The 20,280-nt window shown below is 60.7% G+C and carries 21 protein-coding genes and 3 pseudogenes; 21 read left to right on the top strand and 3 right to left on the bottom strand.

The features are described 5' to 3' along the window. Positions 1-2 precede the first annotated feature (2 nt). The 3 genes from E3W21_RS28180 to E3W21_RS28170 all read left to right on the top strand — a co-directional run bounded on the left by E3W21_RS28180 (position 3) and on the right by E3W21_RS28170 (position 4,278). Entirely contained in the window at positions 3-1,394 is a 1,392-nt protein-coding gene (locus tag E3W21_RS28180; RefSeq protein WP_134422876.1) for an aldehyde dehydrogenase family protein, read from the top strand. A gap of 3 nt (positions 1,395-1,397) precedes the next feature. Then, a complete protein-coding gene (locus tag E3W21_RS28175; protein WP_134422874.1) occupies positions 1,398-2,558 on the top strand; it encodes an iron-containing alcohol dehydrogenase in 1,161 nt (386 codons plus the stop codon). Positions 2,559-2,712: 154 nt separating this feature from the next. Then, positions 2,713-4,278 carry an amino acid permease gene (locus E3W21_RS28170; RefSeq protein ID WP_134422872.1) on the top strand — a complete coding sequence of 522 codons (1,566 nt, stop codon included), beginning with the start codon at positions 2,713-2,715 and terminating at the stop codon, positions 4,276-4,278. A gap of 62 nt (positions 4,279-4,340) precedes the next feature. Here the strand turns inward: E3W21_RS28170 and E3W21_RS28165 are convergent, their stop codons facing one another. Further along, the gene (locus E3W21_RS28165; RefSeq protein WP_134422870.1) at positions 4,341-4,700 is read right to left on the bottom strand and encodes a DUF6124 family protein; all 360 of its coding nucleotides are present in this window, start codon (positions 4,698-4,700) and stop codon (positions 4,341-4,343) included. Between the two features lie 10 nt (positions 4,701-4,710). Between E3W21_RS28165 and E3W21_RS28160 the strand changes: the two are divergent. The 4 genes and pseudogenes from E3W21_RS28160 to E3W21_RS32050 all read left to right on the top strand — a co-directional run. Continuing rightward, positions 4,711-4,989 (top strand): annotated as a pseudogene (locus E3W21_RS28160) (methylmalonyl-CoA epimerase); the annotation flags it as partial. A gap of 85 nt (positions 4,990-5,074) precedes the next feature. After that, positions 5,075-5,236 (top strand): DUF2986 domain-containing protein, encoded by a 162-nt coding sequence (locus E3W21_RS28155; RefSeq protein WP_129445197.1) that lies wholly within the window; start codon positions 5,075-5,077, stop codon positions 5,234-5,236. 124 nt (positions 5,237-5,360) lie between these two features. Then, positions 5,361-5,717, top strand: a complete 357-nt coding sequence (locus E3W21_RS28150; protein WP_129444995.1) for a DUF6463 family protein — start codon at positions 5,361-5,363, stop codon at positions 5,715-5,717. 11 nt (positions 5,718-5,728) lie between these two features. Beyond that, positions 5,729-6,076: pseudogene (locus E3W21_RS32050) on the top strand (hypothetical protein); the annotation flags it as partial. A 219-nt stretch (positions 6,077-6,295) separates the two neighbouring features. Here the strand turns inward: E3W21_RS32050 and E3W21_RS28140 are convergent. After that, positions 6,296-6,850, bottom strand: a complete 555-nt coding sequence (locus E3W21_RS28140; protein WP_134422868.1) for a TetR/AcrR family transcriptional regulator — start codon at positions 6,848-6,850, stop codon at positions 6,296-6,298. Between the two features lie 126 nt (positions 6,851-6,976). On the opposite strand from E3W21_RS28140, the gene E3W21_RS28135 reads away from it, so the two are divergent. Both E3W21_RS28135 and E3W21_RS28130 read left to right on the top strand, forming a co-directional pair. Continuing rightward, the gene (locus tag E3W21_RS28135) at positions 6,977-7,597 is read left to right on the top strand and encodes a DJ-1/PfpI family protein (protein ID WP_134422866.1); all 621 of its coding nucleotides are present in this window, start codon (positions 6,977-6,979) and stop codon (positions 7,595-7,597) included. A gap of 416 nt (positions 7,598-8,013) precedes the next feature. Then, positions 8,014-8,544: a DUF2867 domain-containing protein gene (locus E3W21_RS28130; RefSeq protein WP_129444998.1), complete on the top strand. Its 531-nt coding sequence runs from the start codon at positions 8,014-8,016 to the stop codon at positions 8,542-8,544. Here the strand turns inward: E3W21_RS28130 and E3W21_RS28125 are convergent. Next, a pseudogene (locus E3W21_RS28125) lies at positions 8,531-8,695 on the bottom strand (transposase domain-containing protein); the annotation flags it as partial. The gene E3W21_RS28130 and the pseudogene E3W21_RS28125 overlap by 14 nt on opposite strands. 163 nt (positions 8,696-8,858) lie before the next feature. Here E3W21_RS28125 and E3W21_RS28120 point away from each other — a divergent pair. The 12 genes from E3W21_RS28120 to E3W21_RS28065 all read left to right on the top strand — a co-directional run. After that, positions 8,859-10,226 carry a M15 family metallopeptidase gene (locus E3W21_RS28120; RefSeq protein ID WP_256661683.1) on the top strand — a complete coding sequence of 456 codons (1,368 nt, stop codon included), beginning with the start codon at positions 8,859-8,861 and terminating at the stop codon, positions 10,224-10,226. Positions 10,227-10,334: 108 nt separating this feature from the next. Then, complete coding sequence (locus E3W21_RS28115; protein WP_174553771.1) at positions 10,335-11,006, top strand: GntR family transcriptional regulator; 672 nt, start codon at positions 10,335-10,337, stop codon at positions 11,004-11,006. Between the two features lie 114 nt (positions 11,007-11,120). Beyond that, a complete protein-coding gene (locus E3W21_RS28110) occupies positions 11,121-12,053 on the top strand; it encodes a 4-hydroxyproline epimerase (RefSeq protein WP_134422864.1) in 933 nt (310 codons plus the stop codon). Beyond that, the gene (locus E3W21_RS28105) at positions 12,050-13,165 is read left to right on the top strand and encodes an FAD-binding oxidoreductase (protein WP_134422862.1); all 1,116 of its coding nucleotides are present in this window, start codon (positions 12,050-12,052) and stop codon (positions 13,163-13,165) included. The genes E3W21_RS28110 and E3W21_RS28105 overlap by 4 nt, the downstream gene beginning before the upstream one ends. Continuing rightward, entirely contained in the window at positions 13,158-13,394 is a 237-nt protein-coding gene (locus tag E3W21_RS28100; protein ID WP_033056575.1) for a (2Fe-2S)-binding protein, read from the top strand. The genes E3W21_RS28105 and E3W21_RS28100 overlap by 8 nt, the downstream gene beginning before the upstream one ends. Then, positions 13,391-14,647 (top strand): FAD/NAD(P)-binding oxidoreductase, encoded by a 1,257-nt coding sequence (locus E3W21_RS28095; protein ID WP_134422860.1) that lies wholly within the window; start codon positions 13,391-13,393, stop codon positions 14,645-14,647. Before E3W21_RS28100 ends, E3W21_RS28095 begins: the two co-directional genes overlap by 4 nt. Before the next feature lie 74 nt (positions 14,648-14,721). Further along, positions 14,722-15,471, top strand: a complete 750-nt coding sequence (locus tag E3W21_RS28090; RefSeq protein WP_074877194.1) for an AraC family transcriptional regulator — start codon at positions 14,722-14,724, stop codon at positions 15,469-15,471. A 250-nt stretch (positions 15,472-15,721) separates the two neighbouring features. Then, complete coding sequence (locus E3W21_RS28085; protein ID WP_134422858.1) at positions 15,722-16,540, top strand: transporter substrate-binding domain-containing protein; 819 nt, start codon at positions 15,722-15,724, stop codon at positions 16,538-16,540. Between the two features lie 10 nt (positions 16,541-16,550). Then, positions 16,551-18,329, top strand: coding sequence for an aconitase X (locus E3W21_RS28080; protein WP_134422856.1), 1,779 nt, complete (start codon positions 16,551-16,553; stop codon positions 18,327-18,329). After that, entirely contained in the window at positions 18,322-18,987 is a 666-nt protein-coding gene (locus E3W21_RS28075) for an amino acid ABC transporter permease (protein ID WP_008157202.1), read from the top strand. The genes E3W21_RS28080 and E3W21_RS28075 overlap by 8 nt, the downstream gene beginning before the upstream one ends. A gap of 10 nt (positions 18,988-18,997) precedes the next feature. Further along, a complete protein-coding gene (locus E3W21_RS28070; RefSeq protein ID WP_008157201.1) occupies positions 18,998-19,648 on the top strand; it encodes an amino acid ABC transporter permease in 651 nt (216 codons plus the stop codon). Continuing rightward, the coding region (locus E3W21_RS28065) for an amino acid ABC transporter ATP-binding protein (protein ID WP_134423018.1) at positions 19,641-20,280 on the top strand (640 nt) is incomplete at its 3' end. The genes E3W21_RS28070 and E3W21_RS28065, both read left to right, overlap by 8 nt.

Genomic DNA, 20,280 nt, shown 5'->3' with positions numbered 1-20,280 from the left:
TCATGACTTCAACGATTCAACTCATCTCACCGGTCGATGGCCGGGTCTATGCCGAACGCCGCTGCGCCGATGCGGCGCAAATCGACCAGGCGCTGGCGGCTGCCGAAGCTGCCCAGGCGCAATGGAAACGCCGGCCACTGAGCGAACGCGCCGCCTTTTGCAGCGCCGCGGTGGACGCAATGTTGGCCATGAAGGCTGACATCGTGCCGGAACTGGCCTGGCAGATGGGCCGACCGGTGCGCTTTGGCGCTGGCGAACTGCGCGGTTTCGAAGAGCGTGCCCGCCATATGATCGCCATTGCGCCTGACGTCCTGGCAGCGCTTGAGCCCACGCCCGTCGCCGGTTTTCGACGCTGTATCAAACGCGAGCCGCTGGGTACGGTGCTGGTTGTCGCCCCCTGGAATTACCCCTACCTGACGGCGGTCAATACGATTATCCCGGCGCTGATGGCCGGCAACAGCGTCATCCTCAAACACGCGTCGCAAACGCTGCTGGTGGGCGAACGGTTCGCCGAGGCCTTTCGCCGCGCCCATCTGCCCGAAGGGCTATTCCAGAACCTGCTGCTCAGTCATGTTTATACCGGAGCGATCATTGCCTCTGGACGCGTGCAGCAAGTGAACTTCACCGGCTCGGTCGAAGCCGGCAAGACCATGGAACACGCGGCCGTCGGAAGGTTCCTCGGCGTGGGCCTCGAGCTCGGTGGCAAAGACCCGGCCTACGTACGGGCAGACGCCAACCTCGAACACGCGGTGGAAAACCTGGTGGACGGCAGCTTCTTCAACTCCGGGCAAAGCTGTTGCGCGGTCGAGCGTATTTATGTCGATGAAAAAATATACCCGGCGTTTGTCGAACGCTTCGTCGCGCTGACTCGCCAATACGTGCTGGGCAACCCGCTGGACGAAGCCACCACACTGGGTCCGCTGGTCACACCGAACGCCGCTGATTTCGTTCGTGGGCAGATCGCCGATGCACTGACCCAAGGCGCTCGGGCACTGATCAATCCAAAAGATTTTCCTGCCGACGCGCCGGGCAGCGCCTACCTCGCGCCGCAAGTATTAGTCGACGTCACCCATCAAATGTCGGTGATGCGCGAGGAAAGCTTTGGTCCCGTGGTCGGCATCATGCCGGTGGCCAACGACGACGAAGCCATCGCCTTGATGAACGACAGTGAGTTCGGGCTCAGCGCCTCCATCTGGACGCAAGACCTTGCCGCCGCAGAACGCTTGGGCAACGAGATCGACACCGGCACCGTGTTCATGAACCGCTGCGATTACCTGGACCCGGCCCTGGCCTGGACCGGGGTGAAGAACAGCGGGCGCGGCGTCACGCTGTCGCGCCTGGGTTATGAAAATCTGACCCGCGCGAAATCCTTCCATTTGCGCCACGAGATCTGAGCCATGAGCCTGACCGCGAACTGGAACTACCCCACAAGCATCCGCTTCGGTGTCGGCCGCATCGCCGAGCTTGCCGAGATCTGCCGCAGCCAAGGAATCCAGCGACCATTGCTGGTCACCGACAGTGGCCTGGCGCGTGCCCCGATCACCTCGGCAGCAGTGGACGCCTTGCGCGCCGCCGGCCTTGGCGTCGCGCTGTTTTGCGACCTTAAACCCAATCCGGTCGAGGCCAACCTGGCGGGCGGGCTCGACGCCTGGCGCGCCGGTAAACACGATGGCGTGGTCGCCTTCGGCGGCGGCAGCGGCCTGGACATGGGCAAGCTCATCGCCTTCATGAGCGGCCAGACCCGCCCGGTGTGGGATTTCGAAGACATTGGCGACTACTGGACCCGCGCCGACGAAGGCAGCATCGCCCCGATCATTGCGGTGCCGACCACGGCGGGTACAGGCTCCGAGGTGGGCCGTGCCGCGGTGATCATCGATGAGCGTACGCACACCAAACGCATCATCTTCCACCCGAAGATGATGCCGCGCGTGGTCATCAGCGACCCGGCCCTCACCGTCGGCATGCCGGCCAAGGTTACCGCTGGCACCGGCATGGATGCGTTTGCGCATTGTCTGGAATCGTATTGCGCCCCCGGTTTTCATCCCATGGCCGAAGGGATTGCGGTGGAAGGCATGCGCCTGGTCGCCAATGCCCTGGTGCGAGCCGTACACACACCCTCGGACCTGGAGGCGCGAGCGGAAATGCTCGCGGCGGCCGCGATGGGCGCTACCGCTTTCCAGAAAGGCCTGGGAGGGATGCACGCCCTCTCACATCCGGTGGGCGCCCTGTACGACACCCATCACGGCATGACCAACGCCACGTTCATGCCCTATGTCCTGAAATTCAATCGCCCGGCCATCGAGGAACGCATCACCCGCCTCGCGGCTTATTTGCGTCTACCCTCCCCCGGCTTCGACAGCTTTCTGGCCTTCGTCCTCAAGTTGCGCAAGGACATCGGCGTGCCCCATACGCTGGTTGAGCTAGGGGTGGATGACCGGCAGGCCGACCTGATCGCGGACATGGCGATTGTCGACCCTTGCGCCGGCGGCAACCCGTTGCCATTGACCCGAAATGGCGCGGCAGAAATTTTCGAAGCGGCGTACCACGGCCGTCTGTAGAGCAGTTGTCTGTCCATGGCCAAGGTGCGAACTCGCAGCATGGACGGGATTTATCCGCAAGAAACAGGAGCAGTACGACAAGGGGTTGAAGGCCAGCCCATCCGGCCACGTAAAACCCGGATGGATGCGTATCAAAACCTAAGGGGCACACAACATGAATCCAGCAAGCCAGCCCGGCACGAGCGCGCCGCAAGACGATGACGTCAAGGTGCTGCACAGCATGGGCTATGCCCAGCAGCTCTCACGACGCATGGGCGTTTTCTCCAACTTTGCCATTTCCTTTTCGATCATCTGCATCCTCTCGGGTGGTATCAACTCACTCGCCCAGGGCACCTCGGGTGCAGGCGGTGCGTCAATCGGCATCGGCTGGCCGATCGGTTGCCTGATCTCCGGAGTTTTCGCCATGGCCATGGCGCAGATTTCCTCGGCCTACCCTACCGCTGGCGGCCTCTATCATTGGGGCTCGATTCTCGGTAATCGCTTCACCGGATGGCTGACCGCGTGGTTCAACCTGCTGGGGCTGGTCACCGTGCTCGGTGCGATCAACGTCGGCACCTATTACTTCTTTTTCGGCGCCTTCGGACCGGCCCTGGGCATGGAGGACACCACCACGGTGAGGGTGATTTTCCTGGCGATCCTGACCGGTCTCCAGGCCTTGTGTAACCACCTGGGTATCGGCCTGACCGCGAAGCTCACCGACTTCTCGGGGTATCTGATCTTCGCCACGGCGCTCGCGCTGACCATCGTCTGCCTGATCTCTGCACCCAGCTATGAGCTCACCCGGTTATGGACCTTCAGCAACTATTCCGGCGAGGCTGGCGGCAGCGTTTGGCCACAGGTGTCGAACGGCTGGATTTTCATGCTCGGCCTGCTGTTGCCGATCTATACCATCACCGGCTATGACGCCTCTGCGCACACCTCGGAAGAGACCCGAAATGCCGCCATGTCGGTGCCACGCGGCATGGTCATGTCGGTGGTCTGGTCGCTGCTGTTCGGCTGGGTCATGCTCAGTTCGTTTGTGCTGATGCTGCCAAGCATGGACGAGGCGGCGAAGCATGGCTGGACCGTGTTTTTCTGGGCCATGGACACCCAGGTCAATCCGACTGTGAAGTTGGCGCTTTACGTGGCCATTTTCATCTCGCAATTTCTTTGCGGGTTGGCGACCGTGACCTCGGTCTCACGCATGATCTTCGCGTTTTCCCGTGACGGCGGCCTGCCCTTCTCCAAAGCACTGGCCTCGGTCTCGCCGACCCTACGCAGCCCGGTGGCGGCGATCTGGACCGGTGCCACGCTCGCGGTGTTGTTCGTCTGGGGATCGTCGGTGATCTCGGTCGGTGAAACGCCGGTCTATACCATCGTGGTGTCCTGCACGGTGATCTTCCTGTTCTTCTCCTTCGTCATTCCCATCATTCTGGGCCTGTTTACCTTCGGGACGTCGAAGTGGCCAACCATGGGACCGTGGAACATGGGGCGCTTCTGGTACTCAGTGTTCGCCCTCCTCTCGATCCTCTCGATGGTGATTATTTTCGTCATCGGCATCCAGCCACCGAACGAATGGGCGCTGTACATCACCATCGGCTTTCTGGTGTTGACGGCTATTGTCTGGTTCGGTTTTGAAGCCCGTCGCTTCCAGGGTCCGCCGATTGGCGACATGATCGTCAAGCGTCAGGCTGAAATTGCGGCGGCTGAAGAGGCGTTGAATAAACGGGCTGGAAGTTGATTGCTGCAGTCATGAGCAAACGGTGGCGAGGGAGCCAGCTCCCTTGCCACAGCGAGCCGCGCCTACGCAGGTAGATCGATTTTATCCAGCAACCGGTTCGCCGTGATCTCCGCCACCATGATGCTGTTTGAAATGCCCAACAGGGCATAGCGCGACCCACCGTCCAGATGATCCACCAGCTGATGGATCATCACATCGACCGAAGCCGCCGTCTCGACCAAATAAACGGCCAGGGTTTCGGTAGTAGCCCTTGGGTCCACGGAAAACAGAGTGCGGTGGGTACGCCCGGTGGCTTTGATGTCGGCAGTCGACGGGAAGTGAAAGTCGAGGGCCCGTTCGGCGGCCTCGTTGAGTTTGTTCGAATCGGGTTCGTACGGGGACACCGGATCGGTGTCCGGTGGATTGGGCGTTACTTTGAACATAGATGCTTCCCCGTTGGCGGGGAACCTGAAGGAGCTATTGGACTCCTCGGGCGAGGGGATGATTTATCGCCACTGCTACTCGACACCGGACATCGAGAAAGCCTATGACGAACTGATGGTCGCCGGTGTTCAGCCAGAAGACGAAAACGGAGAGCCATTGGCCCGCGCGAACCTGCAATCCCCGTCCGGGACACGCATCATCTGGTTGCCCAAGCGCTTTGGGCAGTTCTCTATCGAAATCCTGGAAGACAAGGCGCTGGAGGCATTTGTCGAGGCTGCGTTTGCCTGAGTGTTGCTGCGGTGAATGTATGCTTTGGGCTGAAGTAGGTGCTGCTGGTACCATCATCCAAGAACTGACAAGCCGAGCAGAAAACATGAATCGTCGTAAAAAAATACAGCAGTTATTGAAGGCTCACGCAAAAAAGGCCAGCGCCAAATTGGCACCGTCAAGCAAGTCTAAATACATTAGTAAAGCTGACCGATTGAAACTAGCAGCTGAACCCAGTGCAGACTCGATCATTTCCCCTGAGAGCTGATCTACGCACTCAATGTCGCTCTCCTCGGTTGCTGGACGCTGCGCGATAAAGCTGGGACCGGGCCGCGCGCCCTTAAACAAACGTTAGGCACTTATCCAACCTTACCGTACGGAGCATATAAGACATGTCAAACATCGTCGCATGGACCCTGTTCGCCCTGGGCGTCCTCCATATTCCATTCGGTATTATCAAGTTCAAAACAGCATTCGCCGCCGCCGTAGGCTCTGGCTTCGTTGACCAATTCAAAGCGCACGAAGATCGGCGCACTGCTCTCTGGTTTACCATGCTGGGGCCGCTTTTTATGCTCGCAGGGCAGACAGCGATTCACGCCGTAGCCGTTGGCGATCTCGCGCTACTTAAAATGGTTGGCATCTATGTGCTTATGATCTCGATCATTTGCGTCATTGCAGTTCCAAAATCGGGGTTCTGGGCAACGCTGCTGGTTTCTCCGCTGATCATCGCGGCAGGGTATGGCTGGTAGGCCTAAAAACGCGCATAGAGTTGGACGCCACAAGAGAAACGATCGCACAAGGACGTATTGGCTTTGCTGACTGTTACATTGTTGGCCGCATGGATCCTCAACTCGCGCGAGAACGAGCCAAAGCAGACACCACCCGCCGACGGAGTAGATTCGAACTACACGTGCGCCTCCAACAAGCTCTGCGGACCTGGTACTCAGCTATGGATGAAGTGCTTCCCGGCAGAGTTCGATTCAGTTTTCCTTCAGAAATGCCGACCTTGAAAAGCCTTGATGGAAGCTATGCGGTAGCGGCCTTTGATCAAATGATCGCATCGCTTCCACGACCTACTCACACCCCAGAACCTCCTGACCGCAGATGAAGTGAAATCCCATTGCCGCCGTGGAATGACCGTAAGCGTACGGGGAATACGCCTTGTGCAGGGTATGCGTGTGGTGAAGGCCGTACTCAAATTAGTGCCGTGGGCCAGTGACATGGACGTTAGCCCTAGGAGACCAATGGCGTGCACTAGAGCTGGAGATTGGTAGATCGCGTTAGCTCGGCGGCTTGCCTTATTCAGTTACCCAATTTAGCTCATGACTTAGGTCCGCCACGGTGGAAGAGCCTCTTCGAAAAGTGAAAAGGCTCGATGCAGGAAACTGTTGAAGCGAGCGGCATCACGCCGCAGCCCTGCCTGTTGACCACCAATCAGGCACAGATGGGCCACCTTACCAATCACTTCTGCTTCGCCTGGCATATGGACCAAGCGGCGGCACGTCCGTATCGCGAAGTCCAGTCGTCTTGTGTCAACACGCTGCTGAAACTCGCCTACCAACGGATCGTGCAGCGACCAGGCTCGGATGGAAACTTCCCGCCCAGGTTGTTTCTCAGCGGCAATACTCAAGTAGCGTTTCAAGGTTTCGCCCGCGCTACGACCCTGCGCCGCATAAGCGAGCATGCGCTCCGTGTAGTCTTCTTCCCAAGCGGCCAGCAAGGTGCGGACAAAGTCTTCGCGATTGCGGAAATGGTGATAGAACGATCCGCGGGTCACATTCAATCGGCGCGATAGACTCTCGGCCGAAACGCCAATATGCCCTATTTGATCGAGAGCCTCAAAACCAGCCGCGATCCAATGGTTACGAGTTAGTTTTCTCACCAGTTATTTCGCTCCATATTTAGCGCCATACAGACTGTGTATGGTGCGCAACCGATTGATACGCTGCGAACACCAGCAAAGATGGCCGTTGCGTTTTGCACGCCAGCACTTTTCATGGAGCTCGCCTTGAAGAAAATCGTTCTGGTTGCTTTCGACCAATTCACTGATATCGACCTATTCCTGATGTGGGACATTTTAGGCCGCAACACTGAGGACTGGCACGTCCGAATATTGGGTTCTAGCTCTATCGTGCGATCGGCGCACGGCCTGCCTGTTTCGGTGCACGGTCCGCTTTCCGAGGCCAATAGTGCCGACGCGGTATTGTTCGTCAGCGGCAAGGAAGGGATACCCGCTGCACTTGCCGCCCCAGATTTCCTGCCGTCGTTTGAACTTGACTCCAGACGCCAGCGAATCGGCTCCATATGCGCCGGAGCTTTCATTCTCGAACGGCTTGGGCTGCTCAGCGGCCAAGCAACTACACACCCGGATGCACGATCAAGCTTGCAAGCTCTGGGACTTGAGCCCATGGACCAGCCTCTTGTATGCCAGGGGAACGTTGCAACCGCTGGCGGATGCCTTGCGGCGCTCTATTTGGTGGGATGGTTGGTTGAATCCTGGTTCGATGTCGACAAGCGCCGTGCGACGTTGCTCCCTGTTCTGCCAGCTGGGCAGCAAGAGCTCTATGATGCCTTGATCGGGCTCAGTATCCGACAAGGAGAAGTTGGCGCCTCAACAACATCCAGTTAATCCATGCTCGCTCAGCGAGGCTCTGGACCTCATCAAGGCGTGGACATTGGTTATCCGGACGGCATCGCCATGACCCATGCGAGCTCCGCTCCTGGTGCGCTACTGCGCCTGGAACCTGAAGTTGCCGTGAACCCCACACTTGAATACGTACCTGATAGCCTAAGTAGGCACGCCGCAATATGGAAAAAGAGCCGCTTGTACAGCGAGATTCCTCCACTATGCAGATACCTCGTGTGCTTGGGAATGAGCAGTGAGCGCGGTTGTCCCTGTCCGGCTTGAAAGTCGGTAACCGTCACTTCTAAGCTAGACAAGCACTTACAGGGCGACAAGGAGCGTTATACGACAAAACCATCGCAACAAGAAACGCGACATGGCATGTCGTCTAATTAGTAGTTAGAACTCAGGAGAGATCCCCGATGCCCCGAGAATTTGAGCTCATTATGTCCGTGCCAGTCCCCTCGAGGTCCGGCATCACCCACCTTTACAAGTCGATGCACCTAGCGGACGCTTTTGCGATTCGGCTCCCTGCGGGCACATCTAGCAATCCAGATTTGCTAGCTCGATTCATCCTTTCCCACCAGCCATCCTGGATCGGATGGCTCTTGAAAGTCCGAGACACTATCGTTGCCTGTTTTGGTCTCAAGACAGCCAAACATTTGGCATCACTCGCTAATCGGATTGGAGCCTTCAAGGTCTACAGCACGAACCAGACTGAAATCGTGTTGGGAGAGGACGACAAGCACCTCGACTTCCGGATATCGATCCTATGTTCTGGAGAGGCAGAGCCAGAAGGCAGTCGCCAACTCGTTTTTTCAACCGTGGTCCAGTGCCACAACCGTCTAGGCCGGGCCTACATCTTCGTTATTGCCCCATTTCATCGCTTGGTTGTTAAGGCCAACCTCCTCCGTGCAGCGCGCGTCGGTTGGCCTCTGGCTACCTGCCCCTAAGGTCCGGCACCCACTGATGCGGTAGCAGTTGCCCGATCTCACTCGCCCGCTGTGTCGGCAGCCGTGTCAGCACATCTTTTAGATAGGCATACGGATCATGCCCTGTAAGCCGTGCCGACTGGATCAAACTCATAATCGCAGCCGCACGTTTTATGATCTGGTTTAGAAACCAGAATCTTTGGAGGCATCGCATGCGCCCTTTGTGCCCAATCAAACTTCCGTCCTTCTCGACGCCATTTCCAGTCCGTCTGCCAAACAGGCTCACGCGGACCTGTCTGCGATGGATTTTATGCCTGAGCATTGTCGTGCCCGGCATGGCCGCTTCAGAGACACGCCCCGAGAACATGGTGTATCTGCGTACGATTGATCCGGGCATCGAGCAAGACATTCGTTATGCCAGCGCTCACAACTTCACCGGGCACCCACTCGACGGTTACGACGCGGCACAGTGTCTGTTATCGCTGGACGCCGCCAAGGCCCTCGCTCGGGTACAAACAGCGTTGCGTGCACAAGGCTACGGTTTGAAGGTGTTTGACTGTTATCGCCCCAGCCGTGCCGTTGCCGATATGGGGCGTTTCGCTTTGGTGCCGGGTGACCCACGCAAGGCCGAGTTCTATCCGCGCGTGGACAAGCAGAACTTCTGGCGCCTGGGTTACGTGGCACGGGTGTCCAACCACTCCAAAGGCTCAACCGTGGATCTGACACTGACCGGTCCCGATGCCCTGCCCGTCGATAGCTGGACGCCTTCAGCCGGGCAAGTCGATTGCACGGCCGCCTATGGCCAGCGTTGGCGCGACGGCGCGCTCGACATGGGTACCGGTTTCGATTGCTTTGATGAGCGAGCGCATACCGACAACCCGACGATCAGCGCTGCCGCCAGGGACAATCGCCAGAAGCTCAGCAGGGCCATGGAAAAAGAAGGGTTTACCGGGTACTCGAAGGAATGGTGGCACTTCACCTACAGCGGCGAAGGTTCGCCGAAGAACGTCATGGACTTCCCCATCACGCCGCTCGGTACACGCGACGCTCTCGACACCGCCAATCAGCTCATTGTGGTCACCACAAAAAACTGGACTGACATCCAGGGGACTGCCCAGCGTTATGAACGGCAGGGCAACACCTTTCGAAAATACGAAGGATCGTTTCCGGTGGTGGTCGGCAAGAGCGGGCTGGCGTGGGGCAAGGGTCTGAGCAGCGTTGAGCAACGCGAAGGTCCGGTCAAAAGTGAAGGCGATGGAAAAGCGCCTGCCGGGGTATTCAAACTGGGAACGGCTTTTGGCTACGACAGTACGGCTGACACCAAACTGCCTTACCTTCCACTGACCTCGACCATCGAATGCGTGGATGACAGCCACTCCGCAGGCTATAACGAGCTGGTCGATGGAGCGACTGTTTCGAAAGACTGGAACAGCTCCGAACGTATGCGTCGCGATGACGACATGTATCGAAAAGGCATTTTCATCGAGCACAATACGCCGGCGTCCCCCGCCTTGGGCTCGTGCATTTTCTTCCACATCTGGCGTGGTCCCACCTCGCCGACGCTGGGCTGCACCGCCATGGATCCAGCGGATATTTCTCGCTTGTTCCATTGGCTGGATCCACGCCAGTCCCCTCTGCTGGTTCAAATGCCTGAGGCGCAATACGAACACTTTCGCGAACGCTGGAACCTGCCCGAACGTTGATAGCGTCAGCATTGGCAGACGGTGTCTGGAAGTCCTGGCCATCGCCGAAGGAACACCCAGTGCAAATTCGTATACCCTATCTGCAATTCATTCCGAACGATCACGACCGTGGCCCTGACAAAACTCAACGCTCCCGACCTTGGCAATTCGCCTTCGACGTCGGAAATCATCACCCGTCATCTGCGTGACGCCATCGTCGCCGGGCATTTCGCCGAGGACGAGCCGATTCGCCAGGACGACATCGCCCGCCAGTTCAACGTCAGCAAGATTCCGGTGCGCGAAGCCCTCAAGCGCCTGGAGGCCGAAGGCCTGGTGATGTTCCAGCGCAATCGCGGGGCGATGGTCACCCGGGTTTCCGATGCAGAACTGGCGCAGATGTTCGAAGTGCGCATGCTGCTCGAAGACAAGGTGCTGCGCCTGGCCATTCCGAACATGACCGAAGAAACCTTCGCCCGTGCCGAGCGTATCTGCCAGGAGTTCATCGGCGAAGATGATGTGGGGCGCTGGGCCGAGCTCAACTGGGAACTGCACGCTTGCCTCTACGAGCCGGCGCAACGTCCGTTTCTGGTCGGTCTGATCCGCTCGGTCAACGACAAGCTGGAGCGCTACCTGCGCATGCAGATGAGCCTGTCGGCCGGTAAGGAACGCGCCGATCACGAACACCGGGAAATCCTTGCGGCCTGCCGCGCCGGTGACGTGGACCTGGCGGTGAAGTTGCTCGACGAGCACATTGCCGGCGTCTGCAAGACCCTGTTCGAGCACCTGCCTCACCACCACTGACAGCTCGCCGCACTGTGCCGATTTCGTCATCGACACTGAATAAAACCATCAAGCCGGCAAGCCCCCGCACAGGCCACTCTTTCGTTCACTTATCTGAACGGACGTGGCCATCCCATGAAACGCATCACCGTGATCGACTCCCACACCGGCGGCGAACCGACCCGCCTGGTGACCGCCGGTTTTCCTGACCTGGGCAGCGGCAGCATGGCCGAACGTCGACAGCGGCTGGCCGAACAGCATGATCAATGGCGCGCTGCCTGCGTGCTCGAACCACGGGGCAGTGACGTGCTGGTCGGCGCCCTGCTCTGTGAGCCGGTGGACCCGAGCGCCTGTGCCGGCGTGATTTTCTTCAACAACAGCGGTTACCTCGGCATGTGTGGCCACGGCACCATCGGCCTGGTGGCCTCACTCGCGCATCTGGGCAAGATCGGCCCCGGGGTGCACAGCATCGAAACCCCGGTGGGCACGGTGCAGGCGACGCTGCACGACGACCATTCGGTGAGCGTGCGCAATGTGCCGGCGTACCGTTACCGCAAAGCGCTGGCGCTGCCGGTGCCGGGGATCGGTCAAGTGACCGGCGATGTTGCCTGGGGTGGAAACTGGTTTTTCCTGATTGCCGAGCACGGTCTGCGCATTGCCGGCGATAACCTCGATGCGCTGACCGCCTACACCTTCGCCGTGCAGCAAGCACTGGAGACTCAGGGTATTCGCGGCGAAGACGGCGGCTTGATCGACCATGTCGAGCTGTTCGCCGATGACGAGCAGGCCGACAGCCGCAACTTCGTCCTCTGTCCCGGCAAGGCCTACGACCGCTCGCCCTGCGGTACCGGCACCAGTGCCAAACTGGCGTGCCTGGCGGCCGACGACAAATTGCAGCCGGGACAGATCTGGCGTCAGGCCAGTGTCATCGGCAGCGAGTTCGAAGGTTCCTACGAACTTCAGGGTGAGCGCATCGTGCCGACCATTCGCGGTCGCGCCTTTATCAGCGCCGAAGCCAGCCTGATCATCGAACAGGACGACCCGTTCGCCTGGGGCATTCGCCCGTGAACGAGGGCCGGGTGGCCGATGTGATCGTGATTGGCGCCGGCATCATCGGCGCCGCTTGTGCCCAGGCGCTGGCAGGTCGCGGCTTGCGCGTGCTGGTGCTGGACGCCGGCCTGCCCGGCGCTACGGCGGCGGGCATGGGCCACTTGCTGGTCCTCGACGACAACCCGGCCGAACTGGCCCTCAGTCAATATTCTTTGCAACGCTGGCGCGAACTCGCGCCGACCTTGCCCGACGGCTGCGCCTACCGTTGCAATGGCACCCTCTGGCTGGCCGCCAATGCTGAAGAAATGGCCGTCGCCCACAGCAAATACCTGAATTTGCATGCCCAAGGCGTGGCCTGCGAATTGATCTCCAGCAATGCCTTGCACCAGCGCGAACCGGAACTGCGCGAGGGCCTGGAAGGCGGCCTGTTGATCAATGGCGACGGCATTCTTTATGCTCCGGCGACCGCCAACTGGATGCTCGACACACCGAACATCAGCCAACGCCGGACGCGGGTCAGCGAAGTCGATGGCAACCGCGTGCGACTCGACGACGGCCACTGGCTGGGCGCCGACGCAGTGATTCTGGCCAACGGCGTCCAGGCCAACGAGCTCTGCCCGGAGTTGCCGATCGAACCAAAGAAAGGCCACTTGCTGATCACCGACCGCTACCCCGGCAAGGTCACCCACACCCTGGTGGAACTCGGTTACGTCACCAGTGCCCACAACGCCAGCGGCCCCTCGACGGCGTGCAATATCCAGCCTCGGCCGACCGGGCAATTGTTCATCGGCGCCTCGCGACAATTCGGCACCACCGACCCTCAAGTCGAAGGCTGGATGCTGGCGAAAATGCTCAGACGTGCCACCGACTACATGCCGGGGCTGGCTCAGCTCAACGGCATCCGCGCCTGGACCGGTTTTCGCGCTGCCAGCCCCGACGGCTTGCCACTGGTGGGTCAGCATCCACAACGCAAAGGTTTATGGCTGGCGGTCGGTCACGAGGGCCTCGGCGTGACGACCGCCCCGGGCACCGCCGACCTGCTGGTCGCGCAGCTGTTCGACGAAACGCCGCCACTGGCCGCGCACCCGTATCTGCCGCAACGTTTTCTCGGAGAACCCGTTTATGCCTGAATTGATGCTAGACGGACGTGCCCTGCGGGTTGCCGAAGGCACCAGTGTCGCGGCTGCCCTGGCCTTGGGCGGCGATGGCTGCACGCGCACATCGGTCAGTGGCCAACGCCGCGCCCCGCTGTGCGGCATGGGCATTTGCCAGGAATGCCGGGTGACCATCGACGGTCGCCGGCGCCTGGCCTGCCAAACGCTATGCCGTGACGGCATGCACGTGGAGACGCAAGCATGAGCGAATACGCCGACCTGCTGATCATCGGTGCCGGTCCCGCCGGCATGGCCGCCGCGCTCGCTGCGGCGCCAAGCGGTGCGCGCATCGTCCTGCTCGACGACAACCCGCTCCCGGGCGGGCAAATCTGGCGTGACGGGCCTCAGGCCAACCTGCCGAACCTGGCGCGTCAAATGCGCGAACGACTGGAGGCGTGCAGCAACATCCACCGCCACTCCGTCACTCGGGTGATTGCCTGCGCCGGGCCGAAACAACTGCTGGTCGAAGACGCCGATCGAGGCTGGTTGATCGGTTACGACAAACTGATTCTGTGTACCGGCGCCCGCGAGTTGCTGCTGCCCTTCCCCGGCTGGACGCTGCCCGGCGTGACTGGCGCGGGTGGCCTCCAGGCATTGATCAAGGGCGGCCTGCCGGTGCAGGACGAACGCGTTGTGATTGTCGGCAGTGGACCGTTATTGCTGGCCAGCGCCGCCACCGCGAAACACAACGGCGCCCAGGTGCTGCGCATCGCCGAGCAGGCCAGCGCGGTCGCGGTCGCCGGTTTCGCCGCACAACTGCCACGCTGGCCCAACAAGCTGATGCAGTCGGTCACGTTGTTCGACCGCCATTACCGTACCGGCACCCATGTACTGGCCGCCCTGGGCAATGAGCGGCTGGAAGGTGTGCGCCTGCAACAGCAAGGGAAAATCGTCGAGCTGGAATGTGATCGCCTGGCTTGCGGTTTCGGTCTGATTCCCAATACCCAACTCGGCCAGGCTCTCGGCTGCGAACTTGAAGATCAGGCGATCGCCGTCGATACCTGGCAGACCACTCGCCGCGCCGATCACTATGCGGCAGGTGAATGCACCGGTTTCGGTGGCAGTGAACTGGCATTGGTCGAAGGCGCCATCGCTGGACACGCCGCGGTCGGTGACCTTGATTCGGCCCGAGCATTGTGGCCGCGCCGCGCGCGTTGGCAGGGTTTCGCCAACGCCCTCAACAAAGCATTCGCTCTCGATCCGCAACTCAAGTCGCTGGCACAACCCGACACCTTGGTGTGCCGTTGCGAAGATGTGCCTTACGCGGCACTGGCCGGGCACGCTGACTGGCGCGAGGCCAAACTGGCCAGCCGCTGCGGCATGGGCGCCTGCCAGGGCCGGGTGTGTGGCGGCGCATTGCAGCACCTGTTCGGCTGGCAACCTTCGGCACCACGGCCGCCGTTCAGTCCGGCGCGGATCGAGACCTTGCTGTGCCTGGACGACACCCCGCATGCCTGAATGCCGGCCCGGGGCTTTCGGGTCCGTCGCCGAGTCTTTATGATCCGGGGCATTGCCTCCAGACGCCCAGCGCCATGTATGCCTCGCTCACTACCTTCAAACCCTGCGACCTGCCCACTCTGCTGAGCAGTCTGCAGCCGATCGCGGCGCTGCTCGACACTCTGTCGGACGTGGTGTTTTTCATCAAGGACAGCGAGGCTCGCTACGCCTTCGTCAACCAGACCCTGGCCCGGCGCTGCGGCTTCAAACACAGTGACGAACTGCTCGGGCGCACCGCTGACATGGTCTTTCCCGAGCGCTTCGGCCCGCTGTACACCGAGCAGGATCGGCGGGTGCTGTCCACCGGCCGCGAACTGGCCGACCAACTCGAACTGCACCTGTATTACGGTAACCAGCCAGTCTGGTGCCTGACCCACAAACTCGCGCTGCGCGACCTGCAAGGTCAGATCGTCGGCCTGGCCGGCATCTCCCGCGACCTGCAAGCGCCACAGTCCAGCCATCCGGCGTTCCAGAAACTCGCGGCGGTGGACGCGCATATCCGCAGCCATTTCGCCCGGCCAATCAGCCTCGCCGAACTGACCGCGATCGCCGGGTTTTCCGTGGCGCAACTGGAGCGCCACTGCAAACGGGTGTTCCAGCTCACCCCACGGCAGATGATTCACAAGGCACGCCTGGAAGAAGGCTCCCGACTGTTGCTGCACACCGACCTGCCCATCACCGAGATCGCCCTGCGCTGCGGTTACACCGATCACAGTGCCTTCAGCCGGCAGTTCCGTGCCTTGACCAGTCTGGCGCCGAGTCAGTATCGCGAAAGCCGTCGCTGAACCCGGGCGAGTGTTCCTTTAAGGGGCGCCCGGCGTCCCCACTGCTCCCTTCTGTAACACCGCCTGATACGGCCCATCGAGGCGTTCTTCTCCTACGCCCTACTCCCACAATCTTGTAAGACCTTTAACTCAAGGCTTGGCGATTAATTCTCGCCTCTGTTCGGAAACAGGCACGCTCATTGCTAATCACATATCGTATACGAAATTCACAATACGATATCCAACAGCACTTTCCGACAACGAGGCCTCTATGAAAAACCCCGCATTTGCCGTAGCCCTCAGCGCTGTTCTCACTACTTCCTTTATCGCCACCGCCCAGGCTGACAAGCTCGACGACATTATTGGCTCGGGCAAGCTGCGCTGCGCCGTGACCCTGGACTTCCCGCCCATGGGTTTTCGCGATGAAGGTAACAACCCCGCCGGTTTCGACGTGGACTACTGCCGCGACCTGGCGAAGATCCTTGGGGTCGACGCCGAAGTGGTTGAAACGCCCTTCCCCGATCGAATTCCGGCGCTGGTCTCCGGGCGTGCCGACGTGATCGTTGCGTCCACGTCCGATACCCTCGAACGGGCCAAAACCGTCGGCCTCACCGTGCCGTACTTCGCCTTCCAAATGGTGGTGCTGACCCGCGACAACACCGGCATCAACAGCTTCGCCGATATCAAGGGCAAAGCCCTGGGCAACACCAGTGGCACCTATGAAGCCATCGCCCTGGAAAAAGACGTGAAGAGCTGGGGCACCGGCACCTTCCGCGCCTATCAGTCGCAGAACGACACGCTGCTGGCGGTCGCCCAGGGTCACATCGACGCTACCGTGGTCACCAACACCGTGGCCGCCGCCACGATCAAGTCGGGCAAATACAAGAACCTGAAAATCGCCGGTAACGCGCCGTACACCATCGACTACGTGTCCCTGGGCGCCAAGCGCAACGAGTATGGCCTGCTCAACTACCTCAACCTGTTCGTCAATCAGCAAGTGCGCAGCGGTCGTTACAACGAGCTGTTCACCAAATGGGTCGGCACCGAGATTTCACCCACCGACCTGACCGTGCCCAAGGTCTATTACTGAGGTGTCCGGCATGCCTAGGCCAACCTCTCTGACCGGTCGCAGCCTGGTCGCCGGTGCCGCACAAGGCGCCTTGCTGTTTGCCGATGTCGGGCTGAGTTTCTGGGGCGGGGTCGATCCATATAGTGGAGAGATCATCGACCGTCACCACCCGCTCAGCGGCGAACATCTGGCCGGCCGGGTGCTGGCGATTCCCAGCGGCCGCGGCTCGTGCACCGGCAGCAGCGTGCTGATGGAACTGATCAGCAACGGTCATGCGCCCGCCGCACTGGTGCTGGCCGAACCCGATGAGATCCTGACCCTGGGCGTGCTCGTGGCACAGACCATTTTCGAGCGTTCCCTGCCGGTGCTGTGCATCGGCCGGCAGGCCTTCGCCGCCTTGCGCGGAAAGGCCTTTGCTCGGGTCGAAGCATCAACGGTGACCCTGTTCGAACACCTGCCGGGCGATGCCTGGCAGGCACTCGACAGTCCGTTGCCGACAGCAGAAAAAAACACCTCTATCGAACTCACCGAACACGATCAGGCGCTCCTCGACGGCGAGCATGGCAAGGCCGCCCAAGTGGCCATGCAGATCGTCCTGCGCATGGCTGAACTGCAAGGTGCCCGCCACCTGGTGGATGTCACCCAGGCACACATCGACGGCTGCATTTATACCGGACCTGCGAGCCTGCGCTTCGCCGAACAGTTAGTGCAGTGGGGAGCAAAAGTACGGGTGTCGACCACCCTCAATTCGATTTCCGTCGACCAGCGCCGTTGGCGCGAGTTGGGCATTGATCCGGCTCTCGGCGTGCCGGCCAGCGCCCTGGGCGATGCGTACATGGCGATGGGCGCACAGCTGAGTTTTACCTGCGCGCCCTACCTGCTCGACAGCGCGCCGAAGGCCGGCGAGCAAATCGTCTGGGCCGAATCCAACGCCGTGGTGTATGCCAACAGCGTGCTCGGCGCACGCACCCTGAAATACCCGGACTACCTGGATATCTGCATCGCCCTGACCGGCCGCGCGCCCCTGATCGGCTGCCATCTGGACGCGCAACGTAAAGCGAGACTGCAAATCGAATTGCCGGTTTTGCGCGAGTTGGACGATGCTTTCTACCCCTTGCTCGGTTACTACATCGGTGCCCTGGCCGGCAGCCGGATTCCGCTGGTGCTGGGGCTGGAACAGAGCAAGCCGAGCCTGGATGACCTGAAAGCCTTCGGCGCCGCTTTCGCTACTACCTCCGCGGCGCCGCTGTTCCATATCGCCGGAGTGACCCCGGAAGCACTCGACCCGACGCAGGTGCTGGAGGCGGATGCCCATGTGCCGGTGGAAAAAATCCGCCTGAAGGATTTGCTGCTCAGCTGGCGCGAACTCAACAGTGCCCGCGACAACCGGGTGGATGTGGTCTCGCTGGGCAACCCGCATTTCTCCCTCAGCGAATTCGCGCATCTGGCGCGGCTGTGTCGGGGTCGGCACAAGCACCCCGAGGTTGTGCTCGCCATTACTTGCGGTCGTGCGGTGCTGGAGCAGGCCCGCGAGGCCGGGCATATCGCGGTGATCGAAGCCTTCGGCGCCACCCTGGTCACCGATACCTGCTGGTGCATGCTCGGTGAGCCGGTGATCCCGCCTGCCGCCAAAACCTTGATGACTAACTCGGGCAAGTACGCCCATTACGCACCCGGCCTGGTGGGCCGCAAGGTGCACTTCGCCAATCTCGCCGAATGTGTCGACGCCGCCTGCAGCGCCACGGCCAGCGGTCGTTTGCCGGCCTGGCTGCAATCGGCCGCCTCACTGGAGAGCCCCGCGCATGTTTGATTACACCTTCCAATGGCGCGCGACCCTGCGCGCCCTGCCGGACATGCTCGCCGGCGCCTGGGTCACCTTCGAGACCGCCGCGCTGTCGATGATTTTCGGCGTGCTGATCGCCCTGGCCCTGACGGTGATGCGCGAAACCAAACAGCCCTTGTTGCGCGGCATCGGCAACGGCTGGGTGTCGATCGCCCGCAACACCCCGTCGCTGTTCCAGATCTATGTCCTCTACTTCGGCCTCGGCTCGCTCGACTTGCATGTCAGCTCATGGTTTGCGCTGCTGGCCGGGATCACCTTCAACAACGCCGGCTACCTGGCAGAAAACTTTCGCGGTGGCCTCAAGGCTGTGCCGGGCACGCAAGTTCGCGCCGCACGCTCGCTGGGCATGAGTGCCTTTCAGGCTTACCGGATGATCATCGTCCCGCAGCTGCTGCGGATCGTGTTCTACCCGTTGAGTAACCAGATGGTCTGGGCGGTATTGATGACGTCGCTAGGGGTGATCGTCGGGCTGAACAATGACCTCACCGGCGTGACTCAGGATTACAACGTCAAGACGTTCCGCACCTTCGAATATTTCGCCATCGCCGCGGCGCTGTATTACCTGATCGCCAAGGCGATCGTCGCCGTCGCCCGGCTGATGGCCTGGCGACTGTTCCGTTACTGAGGAGGTGACCATGTTGACCACCAGTTTTTCCTGGAATGACCTGTTGTTCTTGCTTGATGGCGCCTGGGTCACTCTGAAACTCACGTTTTGGTCGATCATCCTCGGCTCCTTCGCCGGGCTGCTGTTCGGTTTGCTGCGGGCGCTGTTGCCGCGCGCCAGCCTGCCACTGGCCTGGGTGCTGGACGTGTTTCGCAGCGTGCCGTTGCTGATCCAGTTTGTGTTGTTCAACTCGCTGAAAAGCATCGTCGGCTTGAACATCAGCGCCTTCAGCGTTGGTTGCATTGTGCTCGGGGTCTACGCCGCCGCGTACTTCACCGAAATCGTGCGCAGCGGCGTGCTTTCGGTGCCGTTCACCGTGCGCCGTGCCAGTCGTTCACTGGGCCTGAGTTTCCTCCAGGACCTGCGCTGGATCGTCCTGCCGATGGCCACGCGGGTGGCCTTTCCCGGCTGGTTGAACCTGGTCCTCAGCGTGATGAAAGACACCGCGCTGGTGATGTGGATCGGCATCGTCGAACTGCTGCGCGCCTCGCAAACCATCGTGACCCGCATTCAGGAACCGCTGCTGGTGCTGTGCATCGCGGGCCTCATCTACTACGTCATGAGCCTGGTGGTCGCTCGCCTCGGCGCTCGTCTGGAAAGAAGGTGGCAAGAAAATGATTGAGATCGACAACGTACACAAATCCTTCGGCAACCTCGAAGTGGTCAAGGGCGTCAACCTGACGGTGAACAAGGGCGAGGTGGTGTCGATCATCGGCGGCTCCGGCTCAGGCAAATCGACCCTGCTGATGTGCATCAACGGCCTGGAGCCTATCCAGAAAGGCAACATCCGGGTCGACGGTGTCGAGGTCCATCACAGCGCCACCGACCTCAACCGCCTGCGGCAGAAGATCGGCATCGTCTTCCAGCAATGGAACGCGTTCCCGCACCTGACCGTGCTGGAAAACGTGATGCTGGCGCCGCGCAAAGTGCTGGGCAAGAGCAAGGCTGAAGCCGAGGAACTCGCGGTTAAACAACTGACCCATGTCGGTCTGGGCGACAAGCTCAAGGCCTTTCCCGGCAAGCTCTCCGGCGGCCAGCAGCAGCGCATGGCGATCGCGCGCGCCTTGGCCATGTCGCCGGACTACATGCTGTTCGACGAAGCCACTTCGGCCCTCGATCCACAGCTGGTGGGCGAGGTGCTGGACACCATGCGCATGCTTGCCGAAGACGGCATGACCATGGTCCTGGTGACTCATGAAATCCGCTTCGCCCGGGATGTGTCTGATCGTGTGGCGTTTTTTCGCAATGGGCTGG

This window comes from Pseudomonas sp. F01002, from assembly GCF_004402115.1.
GTDB classification, from domain to species: Bacteria; Pseudomonadota; Gammaproteobacteria; order Pseudomonadales; family Pseudomonadaceae; genus Aquipseudomonas; species Aquipseudomonas frigoris.
The sequence above is the reverse complement of the archived record's forward strand: the minus strand, read 5'-3'. Positions and strand labels throughout refer to the sequence as shown.

Excerpts from the sequence above, each read along its gene's own strand:
- E3W21_RS28180 (WP_134422876.1), top strand. The coding sequence starts at position 3 with ATGACTTCAACGATTCAACTCATCTCACCGGTCGATGGCCGGGTCTAT.
- E3W21_RS28175 (WP_134422874.1), top strand. The coding sequence starts at position 1,398 with ATGAGCCTGACCGCGAACTGGAACTACCCCACAAGCATCCGCTTCGGT.
- E3W21_RS28170 (WP_134422872.1), top strand. The coding sequence starts at position 2,713 with ATGAATCCAGCAAGCCAGCCCGGCACGAGCGCGCCGCAAGACGATGAC.
- E3W21_RS28165 (WP_134422870.1), bottom strand. The coding sequence starts at position 4,700 with ATGTTCAAAGTAACGCCCAATCCACCGGACACCGATCCGGTGTCCCCG.
- E3W21_RS28155 (WP_129445197.1), top strand. The coding sequence starts at position 5,075 with ATGAATCGTCGTAAAAAAATACAGCAGTTATTGAAGGCTCACGCAAAA.
- E3W21_RS28150 (WP_129444995.1), top strand. The coding sequence starts at position 5,361 with ATGTCAAACATCGTCGCATGGACCCTGTTCGCCCTGGGCGTCCTCCAT.
- E3W21_RS28130 (WP_129444998.1), top strand. The coding sequence starts at position 8,014 with ATGCCCCGAGAATTTGAGCTCATTATGTCCGTGCCAGTCCCCTCGAGG.
- E3W21_RS28120 (WP_256661683.1), top strand. The coding sequence starts at position 8,859 with ATGGCCGCTTCAGAGACACGCCCCGAGAACATGGTGTATCTGCGTACG.
- E3W21_RS28110 (WP_134422864.1), top strand. The coding sequence starts at position 11,121 with ATGAAACGCATCACCGTGATCGACTCCCACACCGGCGGCGAACCGACC.
- E3W21_RS28100 (WP_033056575.1), top strand. The coding sequence starts at position 13,158 with ATGCCTGAATTGATGCTAGACGGACGTGCCCTGCGGGTTGCCGAAGGC.
- E3W21_RS28095 (WP_134422860.1), top strand. The coding sequence starts at position 13,391 with ATGAGCGAATACGCCGACCTGCTGATCATCGGTGCCGGTCCCGCCGGC.
- E3W21_RS28090 (WP_074877194.1), top strand. The coding sequence starts at position 14,722 with ATGTATGCCTCGCTCACTACCTTCAAACCCTGCGACCTGCCCACTCTG.
- E3W21_RS28085 (WP_134422858.1), top strand. The coding sequence starts at position 15,722 with ATGAAAAACCCCGCATTTGCCGTAGCCCTCAGCGCTGTTCTCACTACT.
- E3W21_RS28080 (WP_134422856.1), top strand. The coding sequence starts at position 16,551 with ATGCCTAGGCCAACCTCTCTGACCGGTCGCAGCCTGGTCGCCGGTGCC.
- E3W21_RS28075 (WP_008157202.1), top strand. The coding sequence starts at position 18,322 with ATGTTTGATTACACCTTCCAATGGCGCGCGACCCTGCGCGCCCTGCCG.
- E3W21_RS28070 (WP_008157201.1), top strand. The coding sequence starts at position 18,998 with ATGTTGACCACCAGTTTTTCCTGGAATGACCTGTTGTTCTTGCTTGAT.